The organism is Nitrosovibrio sp. Nv6 (assembly GCF_900110495.1).
In the GTDB taxonomy this organism is placed as follows: Bacteria; Pseudomonadota; Gammaproteobacteria; order Burkholderiales; family Nitrosomonadaceae; genus Nitrosospira.
In genome coordinates, this window is the sequence record NZ_FODX01000002.1 from 63,912 (window position 1) to 89,533 (window position 25,622).

At 52.6% G+C, this 25,622-nt stretch carries 24 protein-coding genes; 13 read left to right on the top strand and 11 right to left on the bottom strand.

Translation table 11 applies throughout. The annotated features are described in order from the left end of the window. Positions 1 to 327: 327 nt before the first annotated feature. Genes argC through erpA form a run of 4 tightly spaced genes read left to right on the top strand, consistent with a single transcriptional unit; the run spans position 328 to position 3,011 of the window. Positions 328 to 1,356, top strand: a complete 1,029-nt coding sequence (gene argC, locus BMX66_RS07075; protein WP_090880170.1) for an N-acetyl-gamma-glutamyl-phosphate reductase — start codon at positions 328 to 330, stop codon at positions 1,354 to 1,356. Positions 1,357 to 1,414: 58 nt separating this feature from the next. Next, a complete protein-coding gene (locus tag BMX66_RS07080) occupies positions 1,415 to 2,152 on the top strand; it encodes a DUF6776 family protein (RefSeq protein WP_255398852.1) in 738 nt (245 codons plus the stop codon). Positions 2,153 to 2,168: 16 nt separating this feature from the next. Continuing rightward, positions 2,169 to 2,585: a bactofilin family protein gene (locus BMX66_RS07085; RefSeq protein ID WP_090880173.1), complete on the top strand. Its 417-nt coding sequence runs from the start codon at positions 2,169 to 2,171 to the stop codon at positions 2,583 to 2,585. Between the two features lie 57 nt (positions 2,586 to 2,642). Then, positions 2,643 to 3,011, top strand: coding sequence for an iron-sulfur cluster insertion protein ErpA (gene erpA, locus BMX66_RS07090; RefSeq protein ID WP_090880176.1), 369 nt, complete (start codon positions 2,643 to 2,645; stop codon positions 3,009 to 3,011). Positions 3,012 to 3,144: 133 nt separating this feature from the next. On the opposite strand, the gene BMX66_RS07095 is transcribed toward erpA, so the two are convergent. Next, positions 3,145 to 4,245, bottom strand: coding sequence for an anhydro-N-acetylmuramic acid kinase (locus BMX66_RS07095; protein WP_090880178.1), 1,101 nt, complete (start codon positions 4,243 to 4,245; stop codon positions 3,145 to 3,147). A gap of 58 nt (positions 4,246 to 4,303) precedes the next feature. Then, positions 4,304 to 5,617: a M23 family metallopeptidase gene (locus BMX66_RS07100; protein WP_090881011.1), complete on the bottom strand. Its 1,314-nt coding sequence runs from the start codon at positions 5,615 to 5,617 to the stop codon at positions 4,304 to 4,306. Positions 5,618 to 5,872: 255 nt separating this feature from the next. On the opposite strand from BMX66_RS07100, the gene BMX66_RS07105 reads away from it, so the two are divergent. The 7 genes from BMX66_RS07105 to BMX66_RS07135 all read left to right on the top strand — a co-directional run bounded on the left by BMX66_RS07105 (position 5,873) and on the right by BMX66_RS07135 (position 14,015). After that, positions 5,873 to 7,048 carry a sensor histidine kinase gene (locus BMX66_RS07105; protein ID WP_090880181.1) on the top strand — a complete coding sequence of 392 codons (1,176 nt, stop codon included), beginning with the start codon at positions 5,873 to 5,875 and terminating at the stop codon, positions 7,046 to 7,048. A gap of 275 nt (positions 7,049 to 7,323) precedes the next feature. Beyond that, positions 7,324 to 8,838, top strand: coding sequence for an apolipoprotein N-acyltransferase (gene lnt, locus BMX66_RS07110; protein WP_090880184.1), 1,515 nt, complete (start codon positions 7,324 to 7,326; stop codon positions 8,836 to 8,838). A gap of 41 nt (positions 8,839 to 8,879) precedes the next feature. Continuing rightward, on the top strand, positions 8,880 to 9,785 hold the full coding sequence (glyQ, locus tag BMX66_RS07115) for a glycine--tRNA ligase subunit alpha (RefSeq protein WP_090880187.1): 906 nt from the start codon (positions 8,880 to 8,882) through the stop codon (positions 9,783 to 9,785). 17 nt (positions 9,786 to 9,802) lie between these two features. After that, positions 9,803 to 11,977: a glycine--tRNA ligase subunit beta gene (glyS, locus tag BMX66_RS07120; protein WP_090881014.1), complete on the top strand. Its 2,175-nt coding sequence runs from the start codon at positions 9,803 to 9,805 to the stop codon at positions 11,975 to 11,977. 16 nt (positions 11,978 to 11,993) lie between these two features. Beyond that, positions 11,994 to 12,527: a D-glycero-beta-D-manno-heptose 1,7-bisphosphate 7-phosphatase gene (gene gmhB, locus BMX66_RS07125; RefSeq protein WP_090880189.1), complete on the top strand. Its 534-nt coding sequence runs from the start codon at positions 11,994 to 11,996 to the stop codon at positions 12,525 to 12,527. Continuing rightward, complete coding sequence (locus BMX66_RS07130) at positions 12,524 to 13,297, top strand: lysophospholipid acyltransferase family protein (protein WP_177168753.1); 774 nt, start codon at positions 12,524 to 12,526, stop codon at positions 13,295 to 13,297. Before gmhB ends, BMX66_RS07130 begins: the two co-directional genes overlap by 4 nt. Further along, positions 13,260 to 14,015, top strand: a complete 756-nt coding sequence (locus tag BMX66_RS07135) for a M48 family metallopeptidase (protein ID WP_255398853.1) — start codon at positions 13,260 to 13,262, stop codon at positions 14,013 to 14,015. Before BMX66_RS07130 ends, BMX66_RS07135 begins: the two co-directional genes overlap by 38 nt. 70 nt (positions 14,016 to 14,085) lie before the next feature. Here the strand turns inward: BMX66_RS07135 and BMX66_RS07140 are convergent, their stop codons facing one another. The 5 genes from BMX66_RS07140 to BMX66_RS07160 all read right to left on the bottom strand — a co-directional run bounded on the left by BMX66_RS07140 (position 14,086) and on the right by BMX66_RS07160 (position 18,926). Continuing rightward, positions 14,086 to 14,799: an endonuclease NucS domain-containing protein gene (locus BMX66_RS07140; RefSeq protein WP_177168754.1), complete on the bottom strand. Its 714-nt coding sequence runs from the start codon at positions 14,797 to 14,799 to the stop codon at positions 14,086 to 14,088. A gap of 132 nt (positions 14,800 to 14,931) precedes the next feature. Further along, the gene (locus BMX66_RS07145) at positions 14,932 to 15,558 is read right to left on the bottom strand and encodes a hypothetical protein (protein ID WP_090880198.1); all 627 of its coding nucleotides are present in this window, start codon (positions 15,556 to 15,558) and stop codon (positions 14,932 to 14,934) included. Beyond that, positions 15,555 to 16,175, bottom strand: coding sequence for an SCO family protein (locus tag BMX66_RS07150; RefSeq protein ID WP_090880201.1), 621 nt, complete (start codon positions 16,173 to 16,175; stop codon positions 15,555 to 15,557). The genes BMX66_RS07145 and BMX66_RS07150 overlap by 4 nt, the downstream gene beginning before the upstream one ends. 107 nt (positions 16,176 to 16,282) lie before the next feature. Further along, complete coding sequence (locus BMX66_RS07155; RefSeq protein ID WP_090880204.1) at positions 16,283 to 17,809, bottom strand: YncE family protein; 1,527 nt, start codon at positions 17,807 to 17,809, stop codon at positions 16,283 to 16,285. 382 nt (positions 17,810 to 18,191) lie between these two features. Next, complete coding sequence (locus tag BMX66_RS07160) at positions 18,192 to 18,926, bottom strand: hypothetical protein (RefSeq protein ID WP_090880207.1); 735 nt, start codon at positions 18,924 to 18,926, stop codon at positions 18,192 to 18,194. A gap of 1,100 nt (positions 18,927 to 20,026) precedes the next feature. Between BMX66_RS07160 and BMX66_RS07165 the strand changes: the two genes are divergently transcribed. Beyond that, a complete protein-coding gene (locus tag BMX66_RS07165) occupies positions 20,027 to 20,182 on the top strand; it encodes an LPS translocon maturation chaperone LptM (RefSeq protein WP_121169263.1) in 156 nt (51 codons plus the stop codon). Next, positions 20,179 to 21,435, top strand: a complete 1,257-nt coding sequence (gene lysA, locus BMX66_RS07170; protein ID WP_090880212.1) for a diaminopimelate decarboxylase — start codon at positions 20,179 to 20,181, stop codon at positions 21,433 to 21,435. The genes BMX66_RS07165 and lysA overlap by 4 nt, the downstream gene beginning before the upstream one ends. A gap of 69 nt (positions 21,436 to 21,504) precedes the next feature. On the opposite strand, the gene mgtE is transcribed toward lysA, so the two are convergent. From mgtE to BMX66_RS07190, 4 genes are all read right to left on the bottom strand, one after another. After that, positions 21,505 to 22,947, bottom strand: a complete 1,443-nt coding sequence (gene mgtE, locus BMX66_RS07175) for a magnesium transporter (RefSeq protein WP_090880215.1) — start codon at positions 22,945 to 22,947, stop codon at positions 21,505 to 21,507. A gap of 116 nt (positions 22,948 to 23,063) precedes the next feature. Next, positions 23,064 to 23,762 carry a monofunctional biosynthetic peptidoglycan transglycosylase gene (gene mtgA, locus BMX66_RS07180; protein WP_090880218.1) on the bottom strand — a complete coding sequence of 233 codons (699 nt, stop codon included), beginning with the start codon at positions 23,760 to 23,762 and terminating at the stop codon, positions 23,064 to 23,066. A 24-nt stretch (positions 23,763 to 23,786) separates the two neighbouring features. After that, positions 23,787 to 24,617, bottom strand: coding sequence for a shikimate dehydrogenase (gene aroE / locus BMX66_RS07185; protein WP_090880221.1), 831 nt, complete (start codon positions 24,615 to 24,617; stop codon positions 23,787 to 23,789). 59 nt (positions 24,618 to 24,676) lie between these two features. Next, positions 24,677 to 25,621: an energy transducer TonB gene (locus BMX66_RS07190; RefSeq protein WP_090880224.1), complete on the bottom strand. Its 945-nt coding sequence runs from the start codon at positions 25,619 to 25,621 to the stop codon at positions 24,677 to 24,679. Position 25,622 lies beyond the last annotated feature (1 nt).

Sequence of the window (25,622 nt, forward strand, 5' to 3'; positions counted from 1 at the left end):
TGCTTATAATCGCCCGGGCCCGTTTACGTTTCCTGGGAAGATAAATAGCCCGAGCAGGAAACGGAAACGCGTATTCTCGGAATATAAGCCTGTAGTCGAACTTATCTGCGAAACAGTTGCCAACAGAGGGGCTGCCGACTGAGCACCAGGCACTAAAAATATCAGACGGACGAACCGACTGTAGCAAGGAATTTCTGGAGGCAGGAAAAGTATTGTTAATGAAGCAGCGAAACCCACGATCCGTAAAGCAGAGGGTGGCGGGTATAAATTTCATTTTGCAGGCCTCTTATGAGGAATCTCACTCTTCCTGCAAAACCTGGAGGAGTCATGCTTAAAATTGGTATTGTAGGCGGAACCGGTTATACCGGTGTAGAACTGCTGCGCATTCTGTCTCAACATCCTGAGGCAAGCATACAGGCAATTACTTCACGTAAAGAAGCTGGAATAGGCGTAGCCGAATTATTCCCCAGTTTGCGCGGCCGGGTATCGCTTAATTTCTCTGATCCTACAGAAGCTGGCCTGGACAAATGCGATGTCGTGTTCTTTGCCACGCCCAACGGTATTGCCATGCAACAGGCCCGGTCCTTGCTGGAAGCGGGAGTGCGTGTGATAGATCTGGCTGCCGATTTTCGTATCAAGGATATCGCGGTGTGGGAAAAATGGTACGGCAAGTCCCATGCCTGCCCCGATCTGGTTGAGGAGGCGGTCTACGGCCTACCGGAAATCAATCGCGACAAAATCAGGAATGCGCGGCTCATAGCGAACCCCGGCTGTTATCCTACCGCGGTGCAACTGGGATTCCTGCCCGTGGTCGAGGCCGGGGTTGTGGACCTCGACCACCTGGTTGCAGATGCAAAATCCGGCGTATCGGGCGCGGGACGCAATGCGGAAATACATACGTTGTTCGCGGAAGCCGCTGATAATTTCAAAGCTTATGGTGTGCCGGGACATCGTCATCTACCAGAGATCATGCAAGGTCTCTCTGGCATGGCAACGAGGCCTGTCGGACTCACGTTCGTGCCGCACCTTACACCCATGATCCGCGGCATACACGCCACACTCTATGCCAGGCTTGACACCGATGTCGATTTACAGGCTTTATACGAAAAACGATATGCCGAAGAGCCGTTTGTTGACGTGCTTCCCGCGGGCGCCCATCCGGAAACGCGCTCGGTACGAGGCTCGAACCTCTGTCGTATTGCAGTGCATCGGCCGCAGGGCGGCGACACAGCGGTAATACTCTCGGTAACAGACAACCTTGTGAAAGGTGCGGCGGGTCAGGCCGTGCAGAACATGAACATCATGTTCGGCTTGCCGGAAACGCTGGCGATTGATTATGCACCATTGCTTCCCTGAGGAAACACTGCGGCTGTGCCTCGGTAGTTGCTTGATGTCATGAGGCTTTGCTCAGGTTATGATTAAAACGCTTAAGAGGAAGTTCGGCATATCAGCGCCGAGAGTGGCGATACGTCCGCAAACACCCGCTTACGTGCGATGGCTGGTTGTCGGCATCCTCGCTGTATTGGCCGTGGTTCTGTCCTGGGGGATGTACGATGCCGGCCGCAAGTTTGCAGGTTTTGACAAGAATGAAACAAGCCATGAATTGGATCGGCTGTCACAGGTGAATGCACGGCTTCAGCAGGATAACGACGAACTGCGTATGAAAGTGGCGGGCCTTGATCGCCAGGTACAAATGGACCTCGTCGCGCGGGAAGATATCACCCGGCAGATCAAAGGCCTGGAAGATGAAAATATTCGCCTGAAAGAGGATCTGGCGTTTTTCCAGAGTCTCGGGTCGGCTACCGGGAAAACCGAGCAGCGGCTTTCGATCGGGCGTTTAAAGCTGGAACGAGGCAATTTGCCCGGCGAATATCGTTATAGCATGTTGCTGGTCCAGGGCGGGCAGCGTCCGAAGGATTTTCAGGGCAGCCTGGAATTTGCGGTCAATTTCCAGCAAAATGGGGAAAAGATGGTGTTACCTCTTGCCGACAACACCTCAAAAGCACCTGACCTGAGCTTCAAGTTTTACCAGCGAATAGAAAATACCTTCCATCTGCCGCCGGACGCCGTCGTTGACAGCATGCAAGTGAAGGTGTTTGAAAAAGGCGTACCGCAGGCAAGGCTAACGCAGACCGTGAATCTGTCTTTGTGAAGGAGAGAAAGAGAAAATGTTCGGGAAAAAAACAGGCAAGCCTCAAAACCAGATTGACTCGCTTATCGGTGCGGGCACACATATCGAGGGCAATATCAGCTTTAGTGGAGGATTACGCATAGACGGCCACGTTACAGGAAATATTGTCGCACTGGGCGACAGGCCCAGCGCTTTGGTGTTAAGCGATCAGGCAGTCATCGAGGGAAAGATCCAGGTTTCTCACGCGGTTGTTAATGGCTCCATAACAGGCGCCATCCATGCGAGCGAATATGTAGAGCTGCAACCCAAGGCCAGGATCTTCGGTGATGTCCATTATAAAACCATGGAGATACAACTTGGCGCATCGGTTGACGGGATGCTTCATCATCTGGAGGCACAAGCCGACAACAAGGTGGTGACACTCATACCCTCCCCTGTCGCCAAGAGTGATTGACCTTTGCGCAATAGCGGGGGATAATTTTTTCTGGTTAATTTATTCGGAAAATTCAATATGAACGCACCAACCGAGGCTAACCTGGTTGCCGAAATGCAGGTTCCGTTGATCTTTACCGATAGCGCGGCAAACAAAGTCGGTCAATTGATCGAAGAAGAAGGAAACACCGATCTCAAGCTGCGAGTATTTGTGGCGGGCGGAGGATGCTCCGGCTTCAAATACGGCTTTACATTTGATGAGCTAACGAGCGAAGATGATATCGTGCTGGAAAAGAATGGCGTGAAGCTCCTGATAGATGCGATGAGCTTTCAGTACCTCGCCGGATCGGAAATCGATTACCAGGAAAGTGCCGAAGGCGCGCAGTTTGTTATCAAGAATCCAGGGGCCGCCAGTACCTGCGGTTGCGGATCCTCATTTTCCATGTAACCGGGGCGTGCGCCAGACGATACAGTGGCGTGCTTTTTACGGCAGCGAGTAGGATAAAACAAAAACGGAAGCTCAGGCTTCCGTTTTTGTTTGCAGAGAAAAATGGGGGCGTGATAGGTATTCATTGTCGGGATCAAACGGGATATATCGCACCGAGCAGCCTGTGGCCTCTTGCGCCAGTTACCGCCGGAAGATTGCCGGAAATCCCCTCGATCACCTGTTTTGCCAACCAGGCAAAAGCAAACGCTTCCAGCCAGTCCGCATCGACGCCGAGACTGTCGGTTAATAACACCTTCTTGTCAGGCAACGCCACTTGCAATCGCGCTACCAATGCCGCGTTATGCGCTCCACCTCCGCATAAATAAACTTCTGCCGCACTCGGGAAATAGGCAAGCAGCGGCTCGGCAATTCCCCGAACGGTCAACTGCAGCAGCGTCGACTGCACATCAGCCGGGTTCTCCTGTCCAGTTAGATAACTATCCAGCCAGGCAAGATTGAACAGCTCCCTGCCAGCACTTTTTGGGGGCGCCATGGAAAAAAATGGAATTGCCCAAAGGCTTTCAAGCAGCGCCGGGATTACTTTTCCGGATTCGGCCCACGCCCCATTTTCATCATATACCTCGCCCGTATGCCGCCAACTCCATGCGTCCATTACCATATTACCGGGTCCGCAGTCGAAACCGCTGACTTCTCCACCAGGCGTGAGGCTGGTGAGGTTGCAGATCCCACCGATATTGACAATGACACGATGAACTCGAGGATCTCGAAACAAGACCTGATGAAACGCCGGAACCAGGGGAGCGCCTTGACCGCCTGCCGCTATATCGCGGCTTCTGAAATCCGACGCCACGGCAATGCCGGTGAGTTCAACCAACAATGCTGAGTTGCATAGCTGGATACTGTAACCGGTCCCTGATTGCGGGCAATGGCGTACGGTCTGGCCGTGACAACCGATGGCTGCCACGTCCCCCGGTTTCAGGCCGCTTTCGTCAAGCAGGCCCGCCACCGCCTCGGCATAATGACGGGCAAGTTCATTGCCGAGCATGGCTGCGCGGTGCAGCTCATCCTGGCCTGGGTAATGCAGGTCCAGCAAGCGGCTGCGTAGATCTGCCTCGTAGGGCAGATAAAAGGTGTGCAGCAGGGATGGGGGCGAGGAGCTGAAATCACCCAGCACCGCATCTATCCCATCCAGACTGGTGCCCGACATGATTCCGATATAGTAAGCGGTCTTCAAATCCTTCCGCCTATGCACCTGGGTAACCCACTATTTCGGATTAACGCCTGATTCAAGGCTAATCAAGAAATGCGAGGCTGGTGCCGCGCAGCATGTCCAGCCTCGCCATCGATGATTTCGTATATTCGTAAAATCCAGCCATATGTTTGGGCGGGACGGGATCCGCAGTGGGCATCGCCACCTTCAAGGGGTCGCGCTGGACATTCTTGAAACGGAATTCATAATGCAGGTGCGGGCCCGTAGCCATTCCCGTTGCGCCGACGCGGCCGATAATGTCGCCCTGGCGGACACGCTGCCCCTTGCGCAAGCCTTTGGCAAAAGCTGATAGGTGACCGTAAACGGTGGAGTACGATCCCTGATGATCCAGGAAAATGACGTTACCATAGCCGCCCTGCGAGCCGACAAATGCCACAGTCCCATCGGCCGCGGCCTTCACCCCCGTGCCCGTCGGCGCGGCATAGTCGATTCCCTTATGCGCACGCCATGTTTTCAGGACAGGATGGAAGCGACCAGCGGAAAAACCGGAACTGATGCGCGAAAACTCCAGCGGTGAACGCAGAAACGCTTTTTTCAGGCTCTTGCCGTCAGGTGTGTAGTAACCACTTTCTCCGTTGACCTCGAAATATAATCCCCGATAGGGCGTTCCCTGATTGACGAACTCCACCGCGAGTACTCGGCCGGCTCTAGCGGGCTCGCCATTGCCATAAAGGGAATCATATACCACCGTAAAACGATCGCCCTTGCGCAAATCCCGATGAAAATCGATTTCGGACGCCAGAATATCGACGATTTGAGTAGCAACACTTTCAGGCACACCCGCGTTGTCGATAGCAGCGAATAGTGAGGTGTTTATTACACCCGATTTCATCTGGATGTGGGTTTCCAGCTGGGCTGGTTTCTCGCTTACCTTAAATGAGCCATTGGTTTTTTCCACCACCATCTGCTCGCTGCCGCCGGGAAAGTAACGGAGCAGCAGCAACTCACCCGCAGCCGTGGTTTGCACATGGATGGTCTTGCCGGCCACCAGTTGATGTATGGCCTTCATATCTCTGGCATCGCGCATGAAAGTCAGCGCTTCCTGATTATCCACATCGAGGCGGGACAGCAGAGTTGCCAAAGTGTCGCCGCGCTGAATGCGTTCCTGCCGCCAAAACGTCATGTCGGCACTGGAATCAAGTTGGATTTCAGGAAGCTCGAGCCCGAGGACGACCTGCTGGACGGGCACCTCTTCCAATGAAGTATTCGGCGCAATACCAAAAGCCGCCATCATGCCGAATAAGGGAAAACTGGATAACAGAATGAGCCAGCGTAATCTTTTTTTTGTCAGTGCCTGCGGCCTCTGCGCTGAAGCTTTGTCTTTGTTGCCCGGCATGATATCCCTCATTCCCTTCATGGCTTTTGAGGTGCAGAGTCTAACATAAAATCTGCAGAATAAAGGAAGCGTAGTTCCCATACGCCAATCTCAGGTAAGGTATACTTTCTCGCTTTATCTACAGTTCGTCCAAGCCGCCGTTCGAGCAGCAAACCGCGGCGACAACGCCGAAGCGCGCGGCTGCAAGCGATCTCAAAATCAGCAGTAACATCCGTCGAAATTATCTGGCATTGAAAACGCGCACAAGGTGCATTTATGTCGACTGACGACTTGACGCTTGACCTCTTGGCTTACCACTCCTTCCCTCTTCTCGCATCGGCTCTGACGTTGCGGAAGGATTCCATTCTTCTGGAATGGGAATCTGCTGTTGCTCTTACACTGCCGGCTGCCGACGCGCTCACACTCAAGAGTCTCCGGGATTCCGTACCCTTGATCCTGCAGGAGATTATCGATGCGTTTGCTTCGGATCAACCCGTCGCCACCCGCGATCTCGTGGAAGGCAGCAAGCTGCATGGAGAATCGCGCTTTCAGGAAAATTATAATATGCGCGAACTGGTCGTCGAGTACCGGTTGCTTCGCCGGGTCATTATCCAGCAAATTTCCGAGGAACTGGATGAGAGACTGGATGTGCGAAATAATATCGCCTTGAACATGGCCGTGGACACGGCCCTTCAAAGTGGAATCGTCATGTTTACCGAGCACCTGCAACAGCAAATCAGTGCTTCTACCGAAGTTCAATCCAAATATCTTTCATTTCTTTCGCATGATCTTCGGAACCACCTCCATCATGCCTTGCTTCACATACAGCTTCTCGCCATGAGACTTGCTAAAATTCCCGAATATGCGAGCAGTGCAGTCGACCTGGAGTCCGTCAAGCAAGCAATACTTCAGACCACTATGGGCATGGACCGATTGCTCCAGTGCGAGCAACTGCGCAAAACCGATGTTCCGCATGTAGCAGAGCCAGTCGATTTGAATTCTTTGCTACCTCAAGTTGTCAACCAGTTAGCCCACGAAGCCAAATCCAAGGGACTAGCGCTGGAGTTGGACGTGCCTGCCGACGCGCAGACTGTCAGTGACGAAAGTCTGCTGACACTTGTGTTGCAAAACCTGCTGGGTAACGCAATAAAATACAGTTCAAGGGGCAGAATAAAAGTAACGGCTCGGAATAACTCGAATAGGGAGGGCATCGGGTGGGAGCTGAGCATCAGCGATCAGGGCCCTGGCATTGGGGCCGAAGATCTGACTCATTTATTTGATGCCTTCCGGCGAGGCGATACGTATGGAAAGCCCGGCGTGGGGCTTGGGCTGTCCATTGCTACGGAGGCTACCCGACTTTTGGGTGGCAAACTCGAAATCGATTCCAAAGTAGGAGTTGGTTCGACATTCAAGTTAATGCTGCCGGATCAAGCTTCGAAAAACAAGATGTGACTGTTCAGTTCTTATATTAGCCGGTTCGTGCGTTTTTTTGTGTATTTTGTTTCCGAGGAAAAGACCTGTTGTCTTGATTTCCGCATACGAATTTTTGGAATTGCCTCATCTCAATAAACCGCGAAGAAACTTCACTATCGTTCGATATCGCTCTAGCCTGCACGGACCGTTCGTATCGGCGTCTGGAATCAACCGCTACTGGAGCTTGATCCTCCGATCTGACCGGACAGAATATCCGTCCCGCGGCATCAACGCTAGCAAACAAATTTATTGAAGTGTCAAAAAATACAATCCGCACGCAATTAAGCATCTCATTTCTAATCGGCGCACTTACCGTTCTCGGTTTTGCGCCGTTTTATCTTTTTCCGATTCCGCTTTTTACGCTCGCGCTGCTGTGCCATTTCTGGCGCAGGAGTGCAACACCCTTCAACGCGGCGCTACTGGGCTTCACTTTTGGCATGGGTATGTTCAGCGCAGGCGTGACCTGGATTTATGTCAGCTTGCATGATTTCGGCGGAATGCCGATGGCGGCCGCGGTCATCGCGCTAATTGTTCTGTGCGCCTATCTCGCGCTATTTCCCGCCGCGGCAGGCTGGATATTGAAGAAACTTCGGATCGCTTCGCCTTCGATCTGGTTATTGGCTTCGGGCGCGCTATGGGGGCTGTCCGACTGGCTACGCAGCGTTTTGTTCACTGGGTTTCCGTGGCTGACACTAGGGTATTCTCAGGCTCCACAGAGTCCCCTGGCGGGTTTTGCTCCAGTGATAGGCGTCTATGGCGTCTCAATGATACTGGCGTGCAGTTCAGCACTTATATGTCTGTTGTTTGAACGAGAATTTCGCCAAAAAAAATACCTGTTCACTTTGCTTGCAATCTGGGTTACCGGTTTCGGCTTGCAGCATATCCAATGGACCAAACCACAGGGCGAATCGGTAACAGTAAGCCTGTTGCAGGGGAATATCTCGCAGGACCTGAAGTGGCGTGCGGATCAGCTCGTCAACTCCCTGGAAAGGTATGCCGCCCTTACCCTGGAGAGTAACAGCCGCCTGATCGTCACGCCGGAAATATCCATACCGCTGCCCCGAGATAAAGTACCGTCAAATTACCTGGCGCAACTTGCCGCCCATGCAAGGGAAAATGATGGAGACATCCTGGTCGGCATGATCGAGGTGGCTGGTGATGGTGGGAGCAGTGGAGGCAACGGATACTACAATTCCATGTTCAGCTTCGGCGCCTCGCCAGATCAGAGTTACCGAAAACACCATCTGGTGCCATTCGGTGAATTCATTCCATTGAAATTCCTGTTCGGCTGGGTCACTAAGGTATTCCCATTATCAGATTTTTCGCGCGGCGGGCTTGACCAGCAACCCATGAAAATCGCCGGGCAGCGAGTGGCAGTGAATATCTGCTATGAAGATGTGTTCGGGGAGGAAATAATTCAGCAACTGCCCCAGGCAACGCTACTCGCCAACGTCAGCAATGATGCCTGGTTTGGCCGGTCCATCGGGCCGCGGCAGCATTTGCAGATTTCACAAATGCGTGCACTCGAGACCGGCCGTTATATGCTGCGCGCCACCAACACCGGGGTTACCGCCATCATCAACGAGCGTGGCGAGGTGCTGCAGGAAGCAGAAGTGTTTACCACAACCGCATTGCACGGTATTGCACAAGGATTTACCGGTGCGACTCCGTATGTCCGGTTCGGCAATAGCCTGATGCTGGGACTTGCAGGAATAATACTTTTGATCGCCGTGCTGCCCGTTTCTCGCGGGAGACGAAAAAACCTGTAAAATCGCGTTGTTAAGCACCCTCATTTTGTCCAGACATTCCCATGCGCACATTCCAGGAAATTATCCTCGCCTTGCAGCAATATTGGGATAAACAGGGTTGTGCGCTACTCCAGCCTTATGACATGGAAGTGGGAGCGGGCACCTCTCACACCGCCACATTTCTTCGCGCGCTTGGCCCCGAACCCTGGAAAGCGGCGTATGTGCAGCCTACCCGTCGGCCGAAAGACGGACGCTACGGCGAAAATCCCAACCGCTTGCAGCATTACTATCAGTTCCAGGCAGTGCTGAAACCCGCGCCTTCCAATATGCTGGAACTGTACCTCGGCTCCTTGGAAGAGCTTGGCTTCGACCTTAAGCAAAACGATATCCGTTTCGTCGAGGATGACTGGGAAAACCCAACCCTCGGCGCGTGGGGCCTGGGCTGGGAAGTGTGGCTGAATGGCATGGAAGTGACACAGTTTACCTATTTTCAGCAGGTCGGCGGCATGAACTGCAAGCCGATCACGGGCGAAATCACATATGGCCTGGAGCGGCTTGCGATGTACCTGCAAGGCGTGGACAACGTGTTCGATCTAATCTGGACAAAAGGGCTCACTTATCGGGATGTCTATCATCAGAACGAGGTCGAGCAATCCGCCTATAACTTTGAGCACAGCGATGTGAGCTTCCTGCTGAATGCCTTTTCCAGTCACGAGGCGCAAGCCCGGCATCTGGTGGCAGAGGGACTGGCCCTACCCGCATACGAGCAGGTGTTGAAAACAGCGCATACTTTCAACCTTCTTGATGCACGCGGTGCGATTTCCGTTACCGAGCGAGCCACCTACATGGGACGAATCCGCGACCTCGCTCGCAGCGTAGCGCAAGCTTATTATGAGAGCCGCAAACGTTTGGGCTTCCCCATGGCGCCGCCCGAGTGGGCCAGGCAGTTGATGGAGAAAGCCGCTTGACTAATGCAACTCAAAGTCTGACAACCCGGAATCTTCTAGTTGAATTGCTTGTCCAGGAGCTGCCGCCAAAATCGCTGAAGAAGCTCGGTGACAGTTTTGCGGAAACAGTGGCAATAAGCCTCAAGAGACAAGGCCTGGCAGCGAACGATGCTACCGCCACACCTTTTGCTTCCCCGCGTCGCCTCGCAGTACATATCCAACACGTGGCGGCGCAAGCCGCTGATAAGTCCATTTCGCAAAAACTCATGCCGGTAACGGTCGGTCTGGATGCGAACGGGCAAGCCACACCTGCACTGCTCAAGAAATTACGGAGCCTTTGCGGCGATGCCGCCTGTCCGCCGGTGTCCCAGCTAAAGCGGGCACTTGACGGCAAGGTAGAGGCTTTATTCCTGGATAGCATGGTGAAAGGCGTAACGCTGACACAAGGTTTACAGAAAGCAATCGATGAAACGCTTGAGAAGCTGCCGATTGCCACCATGATGACCTACCAGCTTGGCGACGGCTGGAGCACGGTGAATTTCGTGCGGCCAGCGCAGGGTCTGGTCGCCCTGCATGACAGGGAGATCGTGCCCATCAGTGTGTTGGGCTTGAACGCGGGACGCGAGACACAAGGCCACCGCTTCGAAGCGAATATGAGCCCGCTGATATTGGAAGACGCTGACAGCTATGCGCAACAGCTTGAAGCGGAGGGCGCGGTAATCCCTGGTTTCTCCGCGCGCCGGGCCGAAATCGAACGCCAGTTGACGGCGATTGGGAGCCGGGAAAACCTCAAATTGATCCAGGATGATGCATTGGTAGACGAAGTTACCGCGTTAGTCGAACGGCCAAATGTACTGGTTGGTGAATTCGAATCCGAGTTCCTGGATGTACCGCAGGAATGCTTGATCCTGACCATGAAAGTGCATCAAAAATACTTCCCGCTGCTGGACGCGGACGACACGCTTTCTCATAAATTTCTAATCGTTTCCAACATCCGCCCGGCTGATGCCAGCCAGATAATTGCCGGCAATGAGCGCGTGCTGCGCTCGCGGCTGGCGGATGCGAAATTCTTTTTCGATCAGGATCGCAAGAAGACATTGGCTTCACGCGTCGCCGGTTTGGATAAGGTGGTCTATCACCATAAGCTGGGTACTCAGGCGGAGCGCGTCGAGCGGATTTGGGCGGTTGCGCAGGCGGTTGGCCTTCGGTTGGGCGGCAACGAACTTGCGGCGCAGGCTGGCGAAGCCGCAATGCTGTCCAAAGCAGACCTTCTCACCGATATGGTGGGCGAATTCCCGGAGTTGCAAGGGGTCATGGGGCGTTATTATGCAAGACACGATGGATTGGCTAACGACGTGGCGGATGCAATTGAAGACCACTACAAGCCACGATTCGCGGGAGATGCGTTGCCGCGTAATATGGTCGGTATTTGCGTGGCACTGGCGGACAAGCTCGAAACGCTGGTGGGTATGTTTGGCATCGGACAAATTCCAACAGGAGACAAAGATCCGTTCGCCTTGCGCCGTCATGCACTGGGCGTAATACGAATATTGATCGAAAAGGAAGTTCCGCTTCCGTTGGATGTTTTACTTGAGCAAACTACAGGTATTTTTGGCCCGAAGATTAACGGAACGTCAGAAGCGCTGAGTGATTTCATTTATGAGCGGCTTCGTTACTATTTCAGTATCGAGTCCTCTGATGAGCAGGCGATTGAGCCAGGTAAACGCATTAATACGGAACCTGCCGAGGATCGCCCACGTTTCTCTCCACAACAAATTGACGCAGTGCTTGCGCTGCGGCCTCAACAGTTGAACGATGTAAAAAAACGGCTGGAAGCGGTACGCGCCTTCGCTGCGTTACCGGACGCGGAAAGTCTCGCCGCAACCAACAAGCGTGTCGGCAACATTCTCAAGAAGGCTGATGTCGCTATGCGAGAAGAGGTCAGTACCTCGCTACTGCAAGTACCTGCTGAGCAGGCTTTGCACCAGACGCTGAGCCACATTGTACCCAAAGCCGACGCAGCCTTCGCGGCTGGCGACTACAACGCTTCACTGCAAATTCTGGCCGCGTTAAAACAGCCGGTAGACGACTTTTTCGATAATGTAATGGTTAACACTGAAGATGAGGCGTTGCGCCGCAACCGGCTTGCCCTGCTCGCACGGTTGCACCATGCCATGAATTGCGTAGCCGATATCTCCAGGTTGGCAACTTAAATCCAGGCTACCTAACATGAAACTGGTCATTCTCGATCGCGACGGCGTCATCAATTACGACAGTGCCGCCTTTATTAAAACGCCCGACGAGTGGAAACCCATTCCCGGCAGTCTGGAAGCCATCGCACATCTTACGCAGGCGGGGTATCGCGTAGTGGTTGCCACCAATCAGTCCGGCATCGGCCGAGGTCTGCTCGATATGGTGGCGCTCAATGCCATTAACGACAAGATGTGCAAGGCAGTGATTCAGGCAGGCGGCCGCATCGATGCGATGTTTTTCTGCCCTCATGCCAATGCGGACAATTGCGATTGCCGCAAGCCGGCAACTGGAATGTTCAAGGAAATCGCCGACCGCTTTGGTGTGGAGTTGAAAGGCGTGCCTGCGATCGGCGACTCGATGCGCGACTTGCAGGCTGCGGCCGCAGTCGCTGCGATCCCGGTCCTGGTACTGACGGGCAAAGGAAAAAAAACCAAAGCAGAGGGTGGGTTGCCGGAAAATACTAAAGTATTTTCCAATCTCTCCGCGGCTGTCGATGTCCTGACCCAATGAATTGGGTTTTGTCGGCGCTGCGTTCGGCGTTATACACGCTCTTGCAGGTCGTTATCACTCCCTTTTATTTCCTGATTGTGTTCGCCGCATTCCCGCTACACCCGCTCAAGCGCTATCGCATCACTTCCGGCTGGGCGCATCTGATGTTGTTTCTGCTCCGTATCATCTGTGGCATCCGTTATCGGGTGATAGGGATGGAAAATATTCCTCATGTGCCGAGCATCATCCTGTCCAAACATCAGTCCGCGTGGGAAACACTCGCGTTTCAGCAGATATTCCCACCCCAGGTATGGGTACTGAAAAAAGAGTTGCTGCTTGTTCCATTTTTCGGTTGGGGCCTGGCAATGACCAGTCCGATAGCGATCGACCGCAGTTCGAAAAAAGCAGCGCTGAAACAGGTCGTCGAGCAGGGGAAAGACCGGCTTAAGAAAGGGTTCTGCATAGTGGTTTTCCCGGAAGGAACACGCATAGCCCCCGGCAAAAAAGGCAGATATGGCATAGGCGGCGCATGGCTTGCCACGCATACCGGTGCGCCGGTGATACCTGTGGCGCATAACGCGGGACGGTTCTGGGGCAGGAACGCCCTCATCAAACTGCCCGGCACGATAACCGTCAGCATCGGCGTGCCGATAGATCCCGCGGGAATGGAGCCTGCCGATCTCAATGCCAGAGTTGAGTCCTGGATCGAAGCCGAGATGGCGCACATTGACAACCCGAATCCAGATAATGAACATGAAGAGAAACTCACCCCGATCTCCCAGGACGAGTAATCTGGCAGCAAACGAGCTTCGCCATATCAGCCTGAACGGCACCGATGTGGCTTATACCCTCATGCGCTGCAGGCGAAAAACCATTGGCATGAGAATAAGCAGCGACGGCTTGACCGTCCGTATTCCATTGAGAGAGTCGTTACGCTGGGTGGAATCGGTATTGAAAAAAAAAGCCGACTGGATCGTACAAAAACTCGATGAATGGAAAAACCGGGAATCCGCCAAGCTCATGTGGCACGAAGGGGCAATTTTCTCATTGCTGGGAGAGCCCTGGCAGGTGACAGTTACCGCTGCTGGCGCTGTGCAAATGGTTCCAGCCAATTTGAATAGCGAATTTGAGGATAAGCAACTGACATTACCTCTGCCGTCCGCCCTCACAGCCCAGCAAATAGAAAGCGCGGTAATGGAATGGTATCGTCATCGGGCAATGACATGCTTCAGCGAGCGCATTGCGCTGTATGCGAATAAGCTTGGCGTTGAGCTGCCGCAAATACGATTATCACGGGCCAGAACCCTGTGGGGCAGTTGCAACTCGCGCGGCATCGTCCATCTCAACTGGCGGCTGATCCAGAAGCCGCTCGACTTGGTGGATTACGTCGTAGTGCATGAGTTGTCGCATCTGATCGAAATGAACCACTCCAAGGCGTTCTGGCGGACGGTGGGAAGTGTATATCCGGAGTATGCGGCGGCCAGGAAGAAATTGAGGGGCGTCGGGTGATGGCAAGTCCGGTATGTTGCAAACCTGTTTGAACCTGTATCAGATACCAAGTAGGAAGAATGCAAGCAGATCAACAACTATGAAGTTCAATCGCTTCCGCAACTCTTTTTAGCGTAAAGCTGACCTCGTATTCGAATAGCGAGACGTTTGGTACCGCCGCGATCGCGAAACGTAGATTTCTGCTAATCGCCTTGGCAACGATGATGCCTCGAACAGGTTGATCTTTTGAAATAGTCTTTTTAAGCCAGCCCATATATCTTGCTATTTGACCGATAGCTTGATCGGGAACACGACCGCGTTTCAACTCGAACACGACAAACGCACCCTCGTCATCGGTGGCGAGAATGTCGATGATGCCCACCTCAGTCTGAAATTCGATTCCGTCACGACCAGTGGGATCAACATACAATTTAAGCCGTTTTCCATCGATGTCGATCGTTTCGATATTGTGTGCAATAAAGTCGCGTAACTGATATTCGAGTTCAAATACTGTCTCTCTCGAATCCTGTGCCTCATCGCTATCCGAAATTTGATCTTCACTGCTGCCAAGCGTCTCATCGACCAACGCCGCTGTGCCACGTCGGAAAAATCGAACCTGTGTGTCGGTTTCGTCGATTGTCCATCCCAATTCTCTGAAGCCGCGACGCAACGTTTGTGAGTTGGTCTGGTTTGGGTCCATCGGAGGATCATGTGGATGCGCGCGGCACCACTCCTTCATTTTATAGACCTCGACACCACCATCTTCCCGGGACTCGACAACGACGTATTTTTTAGCTGGGCGCATGGGGAGAAATGTGGCTATGGGGCTGGACAGTATAAGGATTTCTTCGAGGCAGTTGGTGGTCTGACCCCGATATTTGCATCAGGAGCATCGCCTTGAAGCTTGGCAGAACTTTCAGGGCTGTCGAGTTCTAAGTCATTGATTTGATCGCAGCCGTTGTGGCGTGCAGAGTTTATTGAGAAGGGTAACGGCGGAGAAAATATTGCGTCCACCGCGGCCTTTTCCTGCCTGATCGTATATCTCAGTGATCTCTACAATATTCCCTTGCACGTGTGCCTTGACGGTGTAAGCATCGAAACCAAAATTTTCACCAAAATCGACCCAGTCGAGAGGCAGAATAAATTCTGCTCCGTTGACTATACGCTTGGCATTCAAAGCTACTGACCGGGCATTTCCACGCGACGTTTCCAATACCTGGGGCAATATAGCGCCGTCATGCTGAGGCGCGCTTTCATACATCAGTACCTTATCGCCATCTTCTTTATTTATCGGAATGAGGAAACCATAAATTTTCCCATTCAGTATACGCAGCAGCAGGTGATCTCCAGCTTCCCCATCTGCCCGTTCTCCCCTGGTCTTGACTTGAAACACGAGATGATTATCCACGGAAATATCGGTTGCTACGGATAGAATGTCGAGCTCTGGAGAAAGCGACTTATCCATGAACGATACAATGACACGAGGATCGGCATCGATCTGCATCGCAGATGCGGTGAGAGAGACGATTAGCAGCAATGGGATGAGTGCGACAGTCCAAATCATGACTCGAACAGGGCCTTATTCTCACGAAATATCTGCTCCATTTGAGCCGCATCCTTCAGCGCATCAAATATCACCCTGATATTTCCCCTGGAATCAATCAGAAATGCGGTAGTACTATGGTCTACCTGATAGTTCTGCATATTTCCGGGATTTTTTGTGTAAAAAGCGGTCTCGACGCTGAAAGCGGCCTTGAATCGCTCCAGTTCTTCACCTTCAAAACGCAAATAGGCAAGATTCGATCCGAAGACTTTGGTGTAGCGTGAAAGAACAGCGTCAGTATCCCTGTCCGGGTCCACCGTGACGAAGATTCCGTCCAGCTTGATCTTTTCAGCCGCGGCCGCATTGACGAGCATGGATAGATTGGCAAGAGAGGCAGGACAGACATCCTTGCAATGCGTAAAACCAAAAACAACCAGTTGCCACTGCGTATCCTTGTCCGCATGCGCTTGTTTCAGTTGACCGATAATTTCAGGCCGCAAGGGTATCGGATAGGCCGGGATGACAGTGGCCGCTTCGATACTGGCCTGGGCAAATAGGAAAAATGCTGTCAGCGCACCCGGAAAAAGACGTTTCCGGAATGCCCCTGATTGGATTTCGTTTATCCATTTCAATTTCATATCAATTTGCGATCACCTTGGTAGTTCATCAAGGGAGCCCATCTTGTTCACCCGGGATGAATCCCAGGAAAAACAAATGGGCGGGTATAAAGCGGGATAACCGGAAACTAGCGCAGTCCGCCCGCCGCAAATATGCCATGTGGCTTCACGAGACCGTCACTCGGACCCCACACCTTGGCGACGGTATCTGTTTCCGTATCGATCTTCAGCACATAGCCGGAAACCCAGCTAGCCACCAGCAAGTGTCGATGGTCTGGCGTCGGGCTGATCGTATGAGCGACGGAATATCCTTTGGGGAGTTCGAAGCCGGGTCGAAGTCTCTTGATGAACTGCGGCTTTTCTCGATCGGTTAAATCGAACACGGAAATGTACCCGTCGTTACCGAACGTGTAGTCAAGGGTATCTTCTTCTGCGATATATAGTTTTCCATTCACTACCGCAATATCGGATGCAGAACGAAACACTCCATGGCCATTGGCATGATTGGTGTTCTTGACTATTTCCTTTGCTGTCCCCTCCTGAGTATCAAGCAGCCAAACGCTCGGCGGGATGATATGGTTCGTGGTTGAAGGTGTTAGGGAAGTTTTGTCTAATTGCATGGATGCGGTGACAGCGTAGCGCTCATCCAGCCAGTAGACGAAGTGGGTGAAAGCCGCATGCTTCTTCTCGTTGCCCAGCATGATCTGACCTACTGTTTGCAGTTCACCGGTTTCCCTGTTGGGTTTGTATACATCGATGACACTATTGTCAAAAAAGTATCCTGTTCCAAGGCCAATGGTTCCCGACCTGTTGAAATTTACCCCGTGCGTCTGCTCAGTGTAGCCAGGTATGACAATAGGATCAAAACTCACAAACTTGTTCGTTGTGTGATTGATCACACGTATCCTGTCCGACGTAAATTCCGTAAAGTAGAGGAAATCGGAGTAGGGTAGCAGCGTGGGTCCATGAATCTGGGTTCCCCTGCCAATCAGCCAGTTGGGGATGGCCTGGACCTGGTTGACTGGTGTGACAAACGGCAATTCAGAGGGATTGTTCGGGGAATCGGCTGCCAGCACCGCATTCACGGTTAACGACGCCAAGCGTGTATCCCAATTGATGTCGTTCACGTTCAAGGCGATGATATAAGATGGGTGGTCCTGCGTATTGTCGGAAGTAATATAAATCTTTTTTCCCTCGGGCATCATCACCGTGTGCTGCAAGGGAACGTTTCCAGGCCAGCCGGGAAGCGTGGTCGGGTCTATGATTATCAACTTGTCGTTTTCATAGTTAAAGAGATAAACCATCCCGTTGTGGTAATCGATCGCAATTGCCACGGGCTGTATATAATTGTTATAAACATCAGGATACTGATCGAGCGGCAATGGCTCGTGGTCATCTCTTCCGCGCCGGCGGTCGCGTCCCTTGTTCTTATCCGCGTAATCGTCATCGTTGGCAAACACTTTGTCATCTTTTCCACGCAGGCTGTCGATCCTGGTGCGCACCTTGCCAGCGCTTGCGCTCGAAAGGTCGTTGCTTGATGAATTGCCCTCTCTTAAGGGAGAGAGATGATTTTCTGCCTGGATCTCACCCACCGATATTGTCAATATGCATAGAGCTCCCAGGGGCGCTAAAAATATATTTTTCATTGAAATCATTTGAATTCCCCTTATACGATTGATAAATAATGACATGGCATGACGCTGTTCCCTTCATTAAGGAACCCAGGTTGCAAACACAGCTTCTTCCGGTTTAATGCAGTCCTGGCAGGACCGGCATTCCAGCAGGCCTCTTTTTTTGATTATGGAATCGCTCTATACAGTTGAGGGTTTCTGCCTTGGGCTGAAGCCCGGGTTCGATACAGTATCGTGCGATGGGTAAACCGCCTCTCGGCTGGCCTGAAGTCAAATTGGATAAATATCGAAGACCGCTTATTGGTAAAAAATAACTCTACGCCGTCACTGCAAGTATTAATTCGATATTAAGTTGCTTACCTTCATAGATCGAGCTATGACTTGCAGAGAGGCGTAGCAAAAGATACTAGAGTTGTTGGAGGGAGATAGTTGCCTGTTGGCTATTTTGAATGCTATCGGCATTGATCCAGACGAACTGGGAACCATTACCAAATAATGAAGCCGAGATCTGTTGCTGTGGTTGATTAGGAGCTGGCAGAATAAATTTGTAGCTGACGGGGTTACCTGGATCGGCCTGATAAATATTAGCCTCTGCCAAAGGTCCGGGATTCACGCAATAGATGCTGACAGCTGATGACCCTGGCCCAAACTGGGCTGCATAAAACTGCGTGATATTGCTTTGCAAATTCATTTGATACCAGGTAGAAGCGGGTACCGCATAAAACCGTGTAAATGCCGTAAAGTTCTGAGTAACTCCATTTACTGGCAGGCTTTTGTTATTGATGCCGGAAGTATTAATAGGAAACGCGAGGCTTCCAATAAATGCACTTATCTTGGAATCGGACGGTTGATTACTGGTTAAGCTGATGGTAACGGTATTTGTTACATTCCCATTAACTAATACGATTGCGGCAAGCCCCTGGTTTCCCGTCGTGCCAGGAACAATGACTTTGACTGGAGCTGTCGCATTGGTAGTTACTATGGTTACTGTCGTATCATGATCGGCGTTCGCCGCGTTATAAAGGAATATGCCATTTGCGCCATTTTGGATGGTTGTACAAACGTACTGATTGTTACTTGGATCTAAAGTGACTAGCCGGCCATCGTCCCAATTCCCAGGTGTTGCAAAAAGCACGCTCATAATATTTCTCCCTAAGTCAGGTTTGAAGTTTCTATCTCGATTGAGAAAATGAGGGGTGGCTATCAAATATTTCTTGATAGCTCAGCAGTACTCTAATGTATTAAAAAACGAGTTAAGATAAGAAAAGAAGCTGTTTTATATGTCTTCTTTTTATTGACTATTCAATAAAAACATAGTAGCTCCAATTGAATTGGACGCAGATGCGCTGACGATAGGAAATAGTTTGAGGGCAATTTACACCTAGCTTCGTTTGCTTTGCCGTAAGACTGCGGACCGATACAATCGAATTGTCAGTTGCGAATACTTCCGATGACTCCCAACAACCAACTGCTAACGCCGTTTTGGCTTTCATATCGAGTGGCCGTACTGCACTCAATAGAGTCAAGACCGCGATACCATTCGGGACCCTCTTTCAACACTTAATTAATGTCATCAATAATTAATCCGTTCTCATGTCACGCCTGCCATGATGATCTGAAGTACCGCCGGTTGAGTGGTACAACCATCCGACCCCAGCTGCGCTGCCATTCTTTATTTGAATATTTGTGCGAGAAAAATGCCGTTACCCACAATCCGGTTAAGGCGGTAAAACCGCCGTCGTGGAAACTACGACGGGCAAGACAGCCGTAATCGGTGATCACCAGGCGCATGGGCTGTTTGATGCAGGAATATGTAACGCTCAAGGGCACACGCGGAGGTCGCGGGTCGCGCATCTCAAGGTAGCTGGCAAAGGAGGAAAAACGCGGTGTACCGCATCATCCCGCTGGAAGAGGCTTACCCTTGATTATTTGGCGAAAAGGGCATGGTGCTGTCTGATGGGGCCTCCTCTTCCGGCCGATTCGCAATAACCGCACAGGTACCCTTAACGGGGCAACTACAACTGAGCTAGACCCGGTTTTACGTTATTACCGAATGTCGATTGTGTGTTGGGAGCTGACTAACGCGGCCAGCACAATTGCGCCACTTCCAGAAATCGATCTAACTGTTTAAAAAGCCCTGAATAAGCTTTCAGTGGAGTACATGCTGTGACTACCGACACATATTCTGAGGTTCTTACCCTTTGTGTTAGTATTTCCATTTCATCGTTCTTGCACCGCCCCATGCGTACGCTCACCGCTTCCCTCCTGATAGCCTTGCTGCTTAGCGCTTGCGGCCTCAAGGGGCCTCTCTACCTTCCGCAGAAAGAGTCGCCTTCACCACAGCCGCAGCCGCAGTCACAGCCGCAGCAATCTCAGGATGAAGAGAAAGATAAGTGAGCGGATTCCCTTCGTTCAATTACCGCAACGCCAGGCTTTGCGGTGAATCGGTACCACTGGAACGCATCGCGCAGGAGTTTGGTACACCTTGCTATGTTTATTCGCGTGCGGCACTGGTTGCCGCTTACGAGGAATTTGACGCCGCGTTTGCCGGGCGCGATCATCTGGTGTGCTATGCGGTCAAGGCCAATTCCAATCTGGCCATTCTCAACTTGTTTGCCCGGCTCGGCAGCGGCTTCGACATAGTCTCCGGCGGAGAACTGCAGCGTGTGCTCAAAGCGGGTGGCGATCCGCAAAAAACAGTTTTTTCTGGAGTCGGAAAGCAGCCGGACGAAATGCGGGCGGCGCTTGCCGCCGACATATTCTGCTTCAACGTGGAATCGGAAGCGGAGCTGAGAGTATTGAATCAGGTCGCTGGGGAGATGAATAAAATCGCGCCAGTGAGCCTGCGGGTCAACCCCGATGTGGATGCCAAAACGCATCCTTATATTTCTACCGGCCTCAAGGAAAATAAATTCGGCATTCCCTTCGATGAGGCGGAATCGTTGTATGCAGCTTCCAAAGGGCTACATAACATACGCGTTACCGGACTGGATTGCCACATAGGCTCTCAATTGACCGACCTCGGCCCCTTTGCCGAAGCCAGCGAGAAAATGCTCGGATTACTTGATCGCCTCGAAAACCAGGGATTGCAAATCGATCATGTGGATTTGGGCGGGGGACTGGGAATACGTTATACCGGGGAGAACCCGCCGCGGGCCCGGGAATATGTCGAAGCCTTATGCGCCGGCATTGGCCCGCGTAAGCAGCGCATCCTGATCGAACCTGGTCGGGCGTTGGTGGGAAATGCAGGTGTACTGCTTACGCGTGTCGAGTATCTCAAGCATACATCCCATCGGAATTTCGCCATCGCGGACGCTGCCATGAATGACCTCATGCGCCCGGCGCTGTATGATGCCTATCATGAAATCCTTCCGGTCCATGTCAGGGATGACGGTAGCGTTAAAACTTATCAGGTTGTCGGACCGGTTTGCGAAACGGGCGACTTTCTGGGACATGACCGGAACCTTGCACTCTCCCAGGGAGACTTGCTAGCGATCATGTCCGCTGGCGCATATGGCATGAGCATGAGCTCCAATTACAATACCCGCCCCCGCGCCGCAGAAGTGATGGTGGATGGCGACCAGGTTCATCTTATCCGTGAGCGCGAATCGGTGGCGCAATTGATGGCTGGCGAGACGATTCTGCCTTAGTCCGATGTCCAAAATTGTACAGCCGCCGTTATGATAGCGCCCCTCCGGAGGCTGGCTGCACCGGACTGGTTACACAAGAAAAATCGTAGCCAGCCCCAGGAAAATAAAAAATCCCCCACTATCGGTGACTGCGGTAATCATTACACTGGAGCCTGCTGCCGGATCGCGGCCCAGCCGATGAAGCGTCAGAGGAATCAGCACCCCCACTAGCGCCGCCAGCAGCAGATTCAACATCATTGCGAGCGTCATCACCAGGCTCAGGGAAATGCTGCGGTAGATCAGGAACGCGAATAAACCTACCACGCTGCCCCACACCAACCCGTTCACGGCGCTCACACCTATTTCCTTGGCAAACAGCATCCGGGCATTGCCTGCATTAAGTTGTCCCAAAGCAAGTGCTCGCACAATCATCGTGATGGTCTGGTTGCCGGAATTGCCGCCGATCCCGGCTATGATCGGCATCAATGCCGCCAGCGCCACCAGTTTTTCAATTGAATCTTCAAATACGCCTATCACGCGCGATGCAATAAAAGCGGTTACCAGATTAATCGCAAGCCAGGTCCAGCGGTTCTTCAGGCTTTTCCAGACTGGCGCGAACAAATCCTCTTCCTGCCGCAGACCCGCCAGACTCAGCGCTTCGCTTGCGGATTCCTCGCGGATAAAATCCATCACCGCATTAACAGTAACGCGTCCCACCAGTTTGTCCTCCACATTGACCACGGCAGCGGAAACAAGATCATAGCGCTCGAATGCCTGTGCCGCTTCGTGTGCCTTCTCATCGGGGTGAAAGACCACCATCTCGGTGGTCATCACTGAACCCACCTTGGCATCGGGGTCGCTTACCAGCAGCCGGTTTACCGGTAGTATGCCCTTGACATGTTCTTCCCGATCCACAACGAATAATTGGTCAGTATGGTCGGGCAGTTCCTCCAGCCGCCGCAGATAGCGCAGCACCACTTCCAGCGTCACATCCTCACGAATAGTCACAACCTCGAAATCCATCAGCGCGCCGACTGAATCGTCCGAATAGGACATGGCCGCCCGCAACTTCTCGCGTTCCTCCATCGGAAGCGACTGAAACACATCATCAAGAACATAACGCGGAAGGTCAGGAGCGATATCGGCGATTTCGTCGGCGTCGAGTTGCTCTGCCGCGGCGCGCATCTCTCCGCTGTTCATCGTGGCAATCAGCGTTTCGCGCACCGCGTCCGAGACTTCCAGAAGAATTTCGCCGTCACGCTCCGCCTTGACCAGATCCCAGATCAAAAGACGGTCTTCCAGCGGCATCGCCTCCAGAATATGGGCGACGTCGGCAGGGTGAAGTTTGTCAAGAAGCGTTCGCAGCTCAGTGAGACTCTGCCTGTGCATCAGGGCTTCCTCAAACTCCTGATGCGGCACTGTCTGCGTTTGCACGAGCCCTTCCACCAGCTTGTGCTGGTACAACAAATGGATTACCCGCTGCAAATGCTCCTGCAGATTTTCGGTTTCCCTGCGGTTACTTGATTTTGTCATTTCGGATCGCCCTTGATGAACCAGGGTGTCTGATTGTAGGGAAATTTTGGCCCGATATTATGACAGGGCGGGTGGCGAACGCAAAGCAAGCATCCCCCTGCGCCATCGTTCAAACTTCAGGGAATCCTGGCGGACGCCATCCGGCTGACTATGATGCCGGTCTTCTTCGATAACCAGGATGTATTACGGTGCTTGTCGTAGAAGCGGGGATTGGGAATCATGGCGGCGAGGCGAGCGGCCTGTTCTGCAGTGAGAGTAGATGCCGAGACGCCGTAGTAGTGACGGGCCGCCGCTTCCGCGCCGAACACCCCCTGGCCCCATTCGATTACATTCAGATAAATTTCCAGTATGCGGCGTTTGGACATCACGTTTTCCAACATCAGCGTGATGAGGGCCTCCTGGATTTTCCGCCACGGCGTTTTTTCGCCGGAAAGAAACAGATTTTTTGCCAGCTGCTGACTGATGGTGGATCCGCCCGCAACCAGCCTGCCCCTTTTCAGGTTTTTCTCATATGCGTTCTGAATGGCCTCGAAATCAAACCCCTCATGCGTTAAAAATTTGCTGTCCTCGGCAGCAATAATCGCCCGCTTGAGACTGGGAGAAATCTTGTCGTAAGGGGTCCACTGCGCGCGCAATACCGCAGCTGCATTTCTTTTGCGTAATGCGTCCAGGCGATCTTGCATGAAAGCGCTGGAAGATGGATTGTAAAAATTCCAGTAAACCACATGGCTGAAAATCCAGGACTGATAAACGAGTACACCGCCGATGAAAAGCAAAAGAATCCGCCAGAACCAGCGCTTGATGAACGTTCCCATGTGTTTGTGGCGCCATTATGCTTTTTAACTTATCGAACAAGATCGGAGTATTTCAATTACCGGCGCCGTTTTTGGCCGTATTCCACGCCACAAAAAGAAGGATTCTGCTGCCTGCTCTACCAGCATGCCGATACCATCAGCCAGGCGCGTCACGCCCTGCTGCCTGGCATATTTCAGAAAAGGCGTGTATCCATTGCTGTACATCATGTCATAAGCCAGCGACTTGGCGGCAAAAATATCGGGGGGAAGCGCCGGCAGCTCGCCCTGCAAGCTGGCTGAGGTGCCATTGATGACGAGGTCGAATTTTTCCCCAGCAAGATCAGCGTAATCTACGGGAACGATGTTCCCGCAGCCTTGGCGTAAAAATTGCTGCTGCAATTCATAGGCTTTTTGTCTGGTACGGTTAGCGATGACAAATATGCAAGGTTCATGTTCCAGCAGTGGTAATACAACACCCCGGGCCGCCCCCCCCGCACCCATCAGCAAAACCCGCTTGGCTTTAAGTGAAAATTCCAGATTGACTACGATGTCGCGCACCAGCCCGGCCCCATCCGTATTATCGCCGGCAATCCTGCAAGCCTCGAACACGAGCGTGTTAACCGCCTGAGCTGCTGCTGCCCGCTCCGTCAGACTGTTCGAAATCTCCCAGGCTTCAAGCTTGAATGGAACGGTCACATTCGCACCCCTGCCGCCGCGCTGCCTGAAACCGGTTACCGTTGCGGCAAATGCATCCATCGGAGCCAGTATGGCCTCGTAGCGCATATCCTGACCGGTTTGCCGGGAGAACTCGGCATGAATCAACGGCGACTTGCTGTGAGCAATGGGATTGCCAATGACCGCATAGAAATCAGTCATCTGCAGTGCCCGACCAGACGACCTGGTCTCAAGAACGGCGACCGTCAGACCGGCGCCGATTATTCGCTCGCCAGCTCATCCGAGCGGGTAAAAACCCAGGTACGGGTAATGTGGAGAATGTCGGTGTCCCGGCCGATGTCCGGTGGGAACGGAGCAAATCCGTTTTGGCCGGCGAGGTTAACGATTCGTATCGCTGCTTCATCCAGCACTTTTTTCCCCGAGGGCCGATTTATTTCGATCGATTCCAGGCTTCCATCGGCTTTGATGCCGACTGTGAGCTGCAAGCTCCCGTAAAGCTGCTCCCGTCTCGCTGCTTCAGGATAATTGAGGTTGCCGACCCGTTCCACCTTGAGGCGCCAATCTTCGACATAACGGGCAAACCGGTACTCCTGCGTGCGGGCGCCGACGAATTTGCGCTTCGGACGCTTCTGATAAGCTTCGTAATTCCGGGCAGTCTGTGCCTCCAGCCGAGCAATTTCAAAGCTTCGCTGAACCAGATCGACCCCATTAATGGCTCGGTTCTCTTCGGACTGCGCAACAGGGAGATCAGCCTGATAAACGCTTTGATCGTGATCATTATTGACCGCCGTCATCAACCGCTCCGCCTCCTGTTCAAGCTGCTCCGTTTTTTGCATGGCTGTGGGCGTGGCCGGATGCGCGGGGGTGGACGTATCCCCCGACCGTTTAGGCTTCGGTGTAACCGGAAAAGGAGTTTTGGCCCGGCGATTGCTGTCGGTATTGCCTCCGCCATCCAGGTTGGCCTGTGCCACCGCGTCTGCCTTGTCCGGTTTGGAAGCGGACTTGCTGTTCACCAGCACCACTTCCAGCGGCGTGCCCGCCTTGCCGTTTTCAGGGAGCGGGAATTTGAAATTGATACCGAACAACACAACCGCATGGAAAATCACCGATATCAATATAGCGAGGTTCAGGCGTGAAGATGCTCCTGGCAGCCAACCCGGAGCCGCAGCGGTATTGAAATCGAATATATTCGGGGAGGCGCTCAAT